This window comes from Rhizobium alarense, assembly GCF_021555155.1.
Classification (GTDB): Bacteria; Pseudomonadota; Alphaproteobacteria; order Rhizobiales; family Rhizobiaceae; genus Rhizobium_D; species Rhizobium_D alarense.
The window spans coordinates 71039-79537 of the sequence record NZ_JAKGBU010000010.1; the positions used below are offsets into that span (position 1 = coordinate 71039).

General features: G+C 66.8%; 7 protein-coding genes and 1 other RNA gene. All 8 read left to right on the forward strand.

Annotated features, from left to right (window positions below; genetic code table 11):
- Positions 1–70: 70 nt before the first annotated feature.
- Complete coding sequence (locus LXM94_RS05250) at positions 71–1258, forward strand: NAD(P)/FAD-dependent oxidoreductase (protein WP_235770106.1); 1188 nt, start codon at positions 71–73, stop codon at positions 1256–1258.
- 54 nt (positions 1259–1312) lie between these two features.
- An RNA gene (gene rnpB / locus LXM94_RS05255) (RNase P RNA component class A) lies at positions 1313–1708 on the forward strand.
- 416 nt (positions 1709–2124) lie between these two features.
- Positions 2125–2562: a division/cell wall cluster transcriptional repressor MraZ gene (gene mraZ / locus LXM94_RS05260; RefSeq protein ID WP_235770113.1), complete on the forward strand. Its 438-nt coding sequence runs from the start codon at positions 2125–2127 to the stop codon at positions 2560–2562.
- A 14-nt stretch (positions 2563–2576) separates the two neighbouring features.
- On the forward strand, positions 2577–3602 hold the full coding sequence (gene rsmH, locus LXM94_RS05265) for a 16S rRNA (cytosine(1402)-N(4))-methyltransferase RsmH (protein WP_235770107.1): 1026 nt from the start codon (positions 2577–2579) through the stop codon (positions 3600–3602).
- Positions 3603–3604: 2 nt separating this feature from the next.
- The gene (gene ftsL / locus LXM94_RS05270) at positions 3605–3988 is read left to right on the forward strand and encodes a cell division protein FtsL (protein ID WP_235770108.1); all 384 of its coding nucleotides are present in this window, start codon (positions 3605–3607) and stop codon (positions 3986–3988) included.
- A complete protein-coding gene (locus tag LXM94_RS05275; RefSeq protein ID WP_235770109.1) occupies positions 3988–5730 on the forward strand; it encodes a peptidoglycan D,D-transpeptidase FtsI family protein in 1743 nt (580 codons plus the stop codon). The genes ftsL and LXM94_RS05275 overlap by 1 nt, the downstream gene beginning before the upstream one ends.
- Positions 5731–5798: 68 nt before the next feature.
- On the forward strand, positions 5799–7250 hold the full coding sequence (locus LXM94_RS05280; protein WP_235770110.1) for a UDP-N-acetylmuramoyl-L-alanyl-D-glutamate--2,6-diaminopimelate ligase: 1452 nt from the start codon (positions 5799–5801) through the stop codon (positions 7248–7250).
- Positions 7247–8499, forward strand: a 1253-nt coding sequence (locus LXM94_RS05285) for a UDP-N-acetylmuramoyl-tripeptide--D-alanyl-D-alanine ligase (RefSeq protein ID WP_235770111.1), incomplete at its 3' end; no start/stop codon positions are given. The genes LXM94_RS05280 and LXM94_RS05285, both read left to right, overlap by 4 nt.

Below are 8499 nucleotides of genomic sequence, written 5' to 3' on the forward strand. Positions count from 1 at the left end.
CCGCTTTCTTGCCGTGGCGCCGCGCCACTTCTCCGTGTTATCCCGGTCGAAATCCGACCGGGAGCTTCGCATGACAGGGACATTCGATTTCATCGTGGTGGGCAAGGGCATGATGGGCGCGGCGGCGGCGCGCCACCTCGCGTCGTCGGGTGCGAGCGTCGCGCTCGTCGGTCCCGACGAGCCGGCCGACCGCTTCGGCCATGACGGCGTCTTCGCCAGCCACTACGACAACGGGCGAATCACCCGGACCATCGACGGCAACCTGGTCTGGGCGCGTCTCGCCAACCGTTCGATCGCCCGCTACCGGGAGATCGAACGGCACAGCGGCATCGACTTCTATGCGGAGGATGGCTGCCTCATCTCGGGGCCGGTTGGCGTGGGGCGGTTCATGGACGACGTTGTCCGGGTGACCGCCGCCATGCCGGTCGACGCGCCGGTCTTGGCGCCGGAAGACCTCGCTGCCCGCTTCCCGTGGTTTTCTCTGCCGCCCGTGTCGAGCGGCCTCTTCGAGGCGAAGGGAGCCGGCTGGATCAATCCGAGGGCGCTCGTCGCCGCGCAGGTGGCCTCGGCGGAGAAACACGGCGCCACGACGATCCGGGAGGAGGCGGCCACGGTGCACACGGCCAACGGCGGCGCCGAGGTCCGCCTGCGCGGCGGAGCGATGCTCTCGGGCGGCCGCGTGCTGGTTTCGGCCGGCGGGTTTTCCAATGCGCGCGGCCTCCTGCCGCGGCCGCTTCATCTCACCGTCTATGCGCGAACCGTCATCCTGGCGGAGGTCGGCGAGGCGGATCTGCCGGCGCTTTCCGGCATGCCGTGCTGGATCGACGAAAGCCGCGACGCTAGGGATCACTTCTACCTGCTGCCGCCGGTCCGCTATCCGGATGGACGGCACTACATCAAGATCGGCGGCGATCCGACCGATATTCCGCTTTCCGACGAGGCCGCGGTGCGCGCCTGGTTCCGCACGGACGGCGATGCCGCGACCGTCGCCCATCTCACGCGGCTCCTGTCCGGTGCCGTTCCCGGCTTCACGCCGCGCTCGATCGTGCCGGTCCCCTGCGTCACCACCTACACGAAACACGGCAAACCCTATGTCGGCTTCGTCGATGGCGAGCGGATCGCGGTCGTCACCGGCGGCAACGGTGCGGCGGCGAAAAGTTCCGACGAGATCGGCCGGCTCGGCGCCGTCCTCGTCCGCGCCGGCCGTCTGGACGAGCCGGATTACGACACGAACGACTTCGCCGTTCATTTCGCCTGAGCGATCCCGCGCAGCCTCTGGCCTTTCGCGGCGCCGTCCGCTAAGGAGCGCGGGCCAGTCGGCCGGGCAGCCGCGCTCCGCACTCGCCGAAAGGCCGCGGGGGGAGGAAAGTCCGGGCTCCACGGAAACACGGTGCCGGATAACGTCCGGCGGGGGCGACCCCAGGGAAAGTGCCACAGAAAGCAAACCGCCTTCCATGGAAGGTAAGGGTGAAAGGGTGGGGTAAGAGCCCACCGCGTCCATGGCGACATGGACGGCACGGTAAACCCCACCGGGAGCAAGACCGAATAGGGATGACGCGGGACGCGCGAGCGCCCCAGCCCGTTTCCGGGCCGGTCATCCGGGTGGGTTGCAAGAGGCCGGGTGCAAATCCGGTCCCAGATGAATGGCTGCCACGTTCCGGCTTCGGCCGGAGCCATACAGAACCCGGCTTACAGGCCGACTGGCAAATTCCGCGTCGCAAGATTTTTTCGGCGACGGCTAACGCACTGATATTGTTAGCGGCATGCCGCCGGCACGGCGTGCGGCGCGACGATGCGAGGCGTTTTTCCCGCCTGCCGAAACAAGGGCTTAGGCGTCTTTTCATAACCATTTGTTAAACTTAACGGCTTATAAAGATTTGGAAGTGTGAGATGGCTGAACCCATGTCTCATCCCATTGACGCCCAAATAGTCCCATGATATCCCAAATACATCCTGCACAGGGGCGGATGTCCGCCCTCCAATCGCAAAGTTTCATGGGGCGCCGGCTGGGTGCGGCGCGGTGCGAATGTGCCGCGTTCGCAACGCTGTGCATGTGCGGTTTCGGTGTTGAGTTTCCGGCGCGTGTTTGTGGTGCGCCGGCCAGGGAAGCGGCTGTATCGCGTCATGAACCGGTTCCTGTCCAATGCGACGAACAGGGTCGATGCCAAGGGAAGGGTATCCGTTCCCGCGGCGTTTCGGGCCGTGCTCGCGCAGCGGGACATCCGGGAGTTCTACTGCTTCCAGGATTTCATATATCCGGCGATGAACGTCGGCGGTCCGGATGTGCTCGATCGTTTCGAGCGCCAGATCGCCGCGGAGGATCCCTTTTCGCCGGCTGCACATCGGATGTCGCTCCTCATTCACGGGGGCGGGGTCTTCATGAAGCTCGACGCCGAGGGTCGGTTGATGGTCACGGATTTCATCCGCGATTTCACCGGCATCACGAACGAGGTGACCTTTGTCGGTCGGGCGGATCATTTTCAGCTTTGGGCGCCGCAGCGGTACGAGGCCATGGCGGCGGCGGCCCGGGAAGAGCTCAGGTTGCGTTCGGGCTCGGGGTAGGACGGAGAATCGGAATGGCGGCGGATCTTGGCGCAGGTTCTACTGATGCCGATGGCGGACCGGTCCGTCACATTCCGGTTCTCCTGTCCGAAGTGCTGGCGGCACTGGAGCCGCGGCCGGGCAAGACGATACTCGACGGCACATTCGGGGCGGGCGGCTACACCACCGCGATCCTCGATGCCGGAGCGGACGTGATCGCGCTCGACCGCGATCCGACGGCAATCGAAGCCGGCAGGGCTCTCGCCGATGCCAGCGACGGCCGGCTCTCCCTCATCCATTCACGCTTTTCCGACCTCGAGCGTCATGCGCCGGCGGGCGGGCTTGACGGCGTGGTGCTCGATATCGGCGTCTCCTCCATGCAGATCGACGAGGCAGAGCGCGGCTTTTCCTTCCAGAAGAACGGCCCGCTCGACATGCGCATGTCGGCGGCCGGCGTCTCGGCGGCGGATGTCGTCAACCGGGCGAAAGTCTCGGACCTCATCCGCATCTTCGGCTTCCTCGGCGAGGAGAAGCAGGCGGGTCGCATCGCCCGTGCGATAGAGAAGAAGCGCGCGACGGACCCCTTCGTCACGACGCGCGATCTCGCGGGGCTCATCGAGATCGTCACGCCGCGCAAGGCCAAGGACAAGATCCATCCCGCGACACGCGTCTTCCAGGCGCTGCGCATTTACGTCAACGACGAACTCGGCGAGCTTGCCCGCGCGCTCGTCGCGGCCGAACGCGTGCTGAAGCCGGGCGGGCGGCTTGTCATCGTCAGCTTCCATTCGCTCGAAGACCGGATCGTCAAGAAGTTCTTCCAGGACCGCTCCGGCCGCGCGGCCGGTTCGCGCCATCTGCCGGCCGTGCATGAACGTGCCGCAACCTTCGCACCAGTCGGCAAGCCTATGGTGTCGGCCGGCGACGCGGAAAGCGCCGCCAATCCGCGCGCGCGCTCCGCCAAGCTGCGCGCCGGAGAGCGCACGACGGCCGCGCCGGGGCCTGATGATCTGGCCCTTTTCGATCTGCCAGCCCTCGCAAGCCTCGATAAGATGGGAGTCTGACGATGTTCAGGACCTTCGACGCCGTGCTGATCGCGATCATGACGACGGCCGCGACCGTGACATACACGATCAAACACCAGTCCGAGAACAAGCTCGAGGAGGTGCGCCGGATCGAGGCTGAAATCCGTCTGGAAGAGCAGACGCTGGACCTGCTGCGCGCCGACTGGGCGCTGCTGACGCAGCCGGCGCGCCTCAAGAAGCTTGCCGAGACCTATGCCGCCGACCTTCAACTCGTGCCGACGGAATCGACGCAACTCGTTCAGCCGGTCGAACTGCCGATGCGCGTCGACGAGTTGCCACCACCCGAGGAGGATGGAGCCGGCAAGGAGATTGCCGGCAAGAAGGCTGCAACCGACAAGATCGCAACGGGATCGGTAAATCGCTGATGTCATTTCTTTCGCGGATCATGACGAACAAGAGCAAGGCGCATTTCTCGGCCGGCAGCGGCCGGGCACCGGGTCTTGGCGAGGCGACCTTCCTCGGCACGCGCAAGCAGACCGGCAAGCAGACGAAGAGCCGGGTCGTCGTCCTCGTCGCCTGCTTCGGCATGGCCTATGCGGTCATCGGCGGGCGCCTGGTGCAATACGGCCTGGCCGCGCCGGAAACCGTCTCGAGCATCGGCCCCGCCGACAGCCTCATGGCCTCGCGGCCGGACATCATCGACCGCAACGGCGAAGTGCTCGCGACCGACATCCGCACCGTCTCGCTCTACGCCGAACCGCACAAGATCGTGGACGCGGACGAGGCGCTGGAAAAGCTCCAGCTCGTGCTGCCGGATCTCGATCCCAAGGACATCTACGGCAAGCTCGTCGCGAAATCCCGCTTCCAGTGGCTGAAGCGCCAGCTCACGCCGCGCCAGCAGAGCGAGATCCTGGCGCTCGGCATCCCGGGGGTCGGCTTCCGACCGGAGAAGCGCCGGTTCTATCCGGGCGGCCCGGTTGCCGCCCATCTCGTCGGCTACGTCAATATCGACAACCGCGGCATCGCCGGCATGGAGCGTTATATCGACAACCAGGGCCTCGCGGACCTCGCCGCGATCGGCATGACGAGCGACGCGAAGCTGGAGCCGGTCCGGCTTTCCATCGACGTCCGCGTCCAGTCGATCCTGCACGAGGTTCTGGCCGAGGGCGTCAGCAAGTACAAGGCGATCGCCGCCGGCGGCGTCGTGCTCAATGCCCAGACCGGCGAGATCCTCGCCATGGGCTCGGTGCCCGATTTCGACCCGAACAATCCGACGGCCGGCGCCGAGGACGGCTGGCTCAACCGCATGTCGAACGGCACCTTCGAGATGGGCTCGACCTTCAAGAGCTTCACCACGGCGATGGCGCTCGATTCCGGCAAGGTCAAGATAACCGACAGCTTCGACGCGCGCAACGCCATCCGCATCGGCGGCTTCACCATCAAGGACTTCAAGGGCAAGCACCGGGTGCTGACCGTGCCGGAGATCTTCAAGTATTCATCCAACATCGGCACGGCGAAGATGGCGGACGTCGTCGGCATCGAGGGGCACAAGGAATTCCTCACCCGCCTCGGCCTGCTGACGCGCATGGAGACGGAACTGCCGGAGGTCAAGACGCCGTCGCAGCCGCGCGAATGGAAGAAGATCAACTCGATCACCATCTCCTTCGGCCACGGCGTCTCGACGACGCCGCTGCAGACCGCCGTTGCCGCCGCCGCGCTGATGAACGGCGGCAGGCTCATTCCGCCGACCTTCCTGCCGCGCACCGCAGAGGAGGCGAACGAGATCGCCAAGGCGGTCGTCAAGCAGTCGACCGTCGACAGCATGCGTTATCTTTACAAGCTGAATGCCAACGACGGTTCCGGCAAGCGCGCACTCGTTCCAGGCTTCAATGTTGGCGGCAAGACCGGAACGGCCAACAAGGTCGTGAACGGTCGTTATTCCGACACCAAGAACTTCAACGCCTTCCTGTCGGCCTTCCCGATCGACGATCCGCAATTCGTCGTGCTCGTCTTCATCGACGCTCCTGAGACCGGCGAGGGCGGCGGGCGAACCGCCGGCCTCAACGCGGCGCCGATGGTTGGCGAGGTCATCCGCCGCAGTGCGCCGCTGCTTGGCGTGAAGCCGAAATTCGGGCAGGACGGTTCCGCCTTGCTTGTGTCTTATTAAACGGAGACAGAACCGAGGCGCCCGATTCCATTCGTGAGCGGCATCCGATGACACAAGCAGGGCACACCATGAAGATTTCAGACCTCGCCGGACCGGAACAGCAGGACCTCGGAGCAGCGGGCGCGCTTGCGGTCGGCGGGTTGTCGTCGGACAGCCGGACGATCCATCCGGGCGAACTTTTCGTGGCCGTCGCGGGTTCGCGGGCCGACGGCACGGCCTACATCGCCGATGCCGTCGCGCGCGGCGCCGCGGCCGTTGCGGTCGGGCCGGACGTGAAGGTCGAGGCCAAGGTGCCGGTCTTCAGCGTTGCCGATCCGCGCCGGTTCCTGGCGCTCGGCGCGGCGCGCTTCTTCGGCCGGCAGCCGGCGACGATGGTCGCCGTCACGGGCACGGCCGGCAAGACCTCCGTCGCCTCCTTCACGCGCCAGATCTGGGCCCATGCCGGCCATGCGGCAGCGATGATCGGCACGACCGGCGTCGTGTCGCCGACGCGCAACGACTACGGTTCGCTGACGACACCCGATCCGGTCTCGCTGCATCGCCTGCTCGCCGGACTCGCCGACGAGGGCGTGACGCATGCGGCGATGGAGGCCTCGAGCCACGGCCTCGACCAGGCCCGCCTCGACGGCGTGAAGCTCGCCGCCGCCGGCTTCACCAATCTCGGCCGCGACCACATGGACTACCACCCGACCGTCGAGCACTACATGGCGGCGAAGATGCGCCTGTTCGACACCCTTCTGCCGAAGGGGTCGCCGGCGATCGTCTTTGCCGACGACGAGTGGTCCGGCGTCGCATCCGACGCGGCACGCAGGGCGGGTCACGACGTGCGCACCGTCGGGCGCAAGGGGTCCTATCTGGCGCTGAAGCGCGTCGAGCATTTCCGCCACAAGCAGACCGCCGAAATCCACGTCGGCGACGACATCTTCGAGGTCCATATCCCGCTTGCCGGCGACTTCCAAGTGGCGAATGCGCTCGTCGCCGCGGGGCTTGCCATGTCGACCGGCGTGCCGGCGAAGACGGCGATGCAGGCGCTCGAGACGCTCGTCGGCGCCTCCGGACGCCTCGAACTCGTCGGCCATGCGAAGAACGGTGCGCTCGCCTATGTCGACTACGCCCACAAGCCGGACGCCCTCGAAAACGTGCTGACCTCCGTCCGTCCCTTCACCACCGGCCGCGTCATCGTCGTCTTCGGCTGCGGCGGCGACCGCGACAAGGGCAAGCGCCCGATCATGGGCGAGATCGCCGTGCGGCTTGCCGACGTGGTCATCGTCACCGACGACAATCCGCGCTCGGAAGTGCCGGAGGTCATCCGCTCGGAGATCATGGCGGCGGCCAGGGGCGCGATCGAGATCGCCGACCGGGCGACGGCGATCCGCGAGGCGGTCGCGATGCTCGGTTCCGGCGACACGCTGATCGTTGCCGGCAAGGGACACGAGGAGGGCCAGACGATCGGCACCGTGACGCTGCCCTTCTCCGACCATGCGGAAGTCCGAAACGCACTGGAGGATATCGACCGTTGAACTGGCTCTGGACTAGCGCCGACCTCGTGGCCGCGACCCACGGCCGTCCCGTCGGCAACCTGCCGGCAGGCATCACCGGCATCTCGATCGACAGCCGCACGGTGGCCGCCGGCGAAGCCTTCTTCGCCATCAGGGGAGACCGGGCGGACGGCCACGATTTCGCGAGCCTCGCGGCCGCCAATGGCGCCGCGCTGCTCATCGTCAGCGAGGCGAAGCTGCCGGCCATGGGGCGGCTCACCGTGCCGATGATCGTTGTGCCGGACGTGCTGAACGCGCTCGTCGACCTCGGCTGTGCGGCGCGCGACCGCAGTGCGGCGCGGGTGATCGCCGTCACCGGGTCGGTCGGCAAGACGACGACGAAGGAGATGCTGCGCCAGGGGCTTTCGGCCTGCGGCGCGGTGCATGCGTCCGTCGCCTCCTTCAACAACCATTGGGGCGTGCCGCTGACGCTCGCCCGCATGCCGGAAAACACCAAGTTCGGCGTCTTCGAGATCGGCATGAACCACGCGGACGAGATCCGCCCGCTCGTCGGGATGGTCAGGCCGCACGTGGCGATCGTCACGACGATCGCGCCGGCCCATCTCGGCAATTTCAACGGCCTGGAAGAGATCGCGGCGGCGAAGGCGGAGATCTTCGAAGGCGTCGTGCCGGGCGGCCATGCGCTGCTCAACCGCGACAACGAGCAGTATGCCTTTCTCGAGCAGGCCGCGCAGGCCGCCGAGGTGGCGCATATCCACAGCTTCGGTGCCCACGCGCGCGCCGAGTACCGGCTGATCGAATTCACGAGCGGCGTCGAGGGGAGCGTCCTGTGGGCGGGCATCGCCGGCCAGACGCTGGAAATTCCGATGGCGGCGCCGGGCCGCCATGTCGCCGAGAACGCGGTGGCGGTGCTGGGCGCCGCACACCTCGTCGGGGCGGACGTCGAAAAGGTGATGATGGCGATATCGGCCATGCAGCCGGAAAAGGGCAGGGGCCGGCGCTACCGCCTGACGACGGACGGCGGTTCCTTCACGCTGATCGACGAGAGCTACAACGCCAACCCGGCCTCGATGCGGGCCGCCATCGCGCTTCTCAGGGATACCTATCCGACGGAAGGCGGGCGGCGCGTCGCGATCCTCGGCGACATGCTGGAGATGGGCGAATTCTCGGCATCGGTGCATGCGGAACTCGCCCGGCCGTTGCAGGAGGCGGGCATCGAGGACGTCTGGATCGGCGGGCCGGACATGGCGGCACTGCGCGACGCGCTGGA

What these genes read in the sequence shown, in the direction of transcription:
- rsmH (WP_235770107.1), top strand. Translation starts at nt 2,577, where the DNA reads ATGGCGGCGGATCTTGGCGCAGGTTCTACTGATGCCGATGGCGGACCG.
- mraZ (WP_235770113.1), top strand. Translation starts at nt 2,125, where the DNA reads ATGAACCGGTTCCTGTCCAATGCGACGAACAGGGTCGATGCCAAGGGA.
- ftsL (WP_235770108.1), top strand. Translation starts at nt 3,605, where the DNA reads ATGTTCAGGACCTTCGACGCCGTGCTGATCGCGATCATGACGACGGCC.
- LXM94_RS05275 (WP_235770109.1), top strand. Translation starts at nt 3,988, where the DNA reads ATGTCATTTCTTTCGCGGATCATGACGAACAAGAGCAAGGCGCATTTC.
- LXM94_RS05280 (WP_235770110.1), top strand. Translation starts at nt 5,799, where the DNA reads ATGAAGATTTCAGACCTCGCCGGACCGGAACAGCAGGACCTCGGAGCA.
- LXM94_RS05250 (WP_235770106.1), top strand. Translation starts at nt 71, where the DNA reads ATGACAGGGACATTCGATTTCATCGTGGTGGGCAAGGGCATGATGGGC.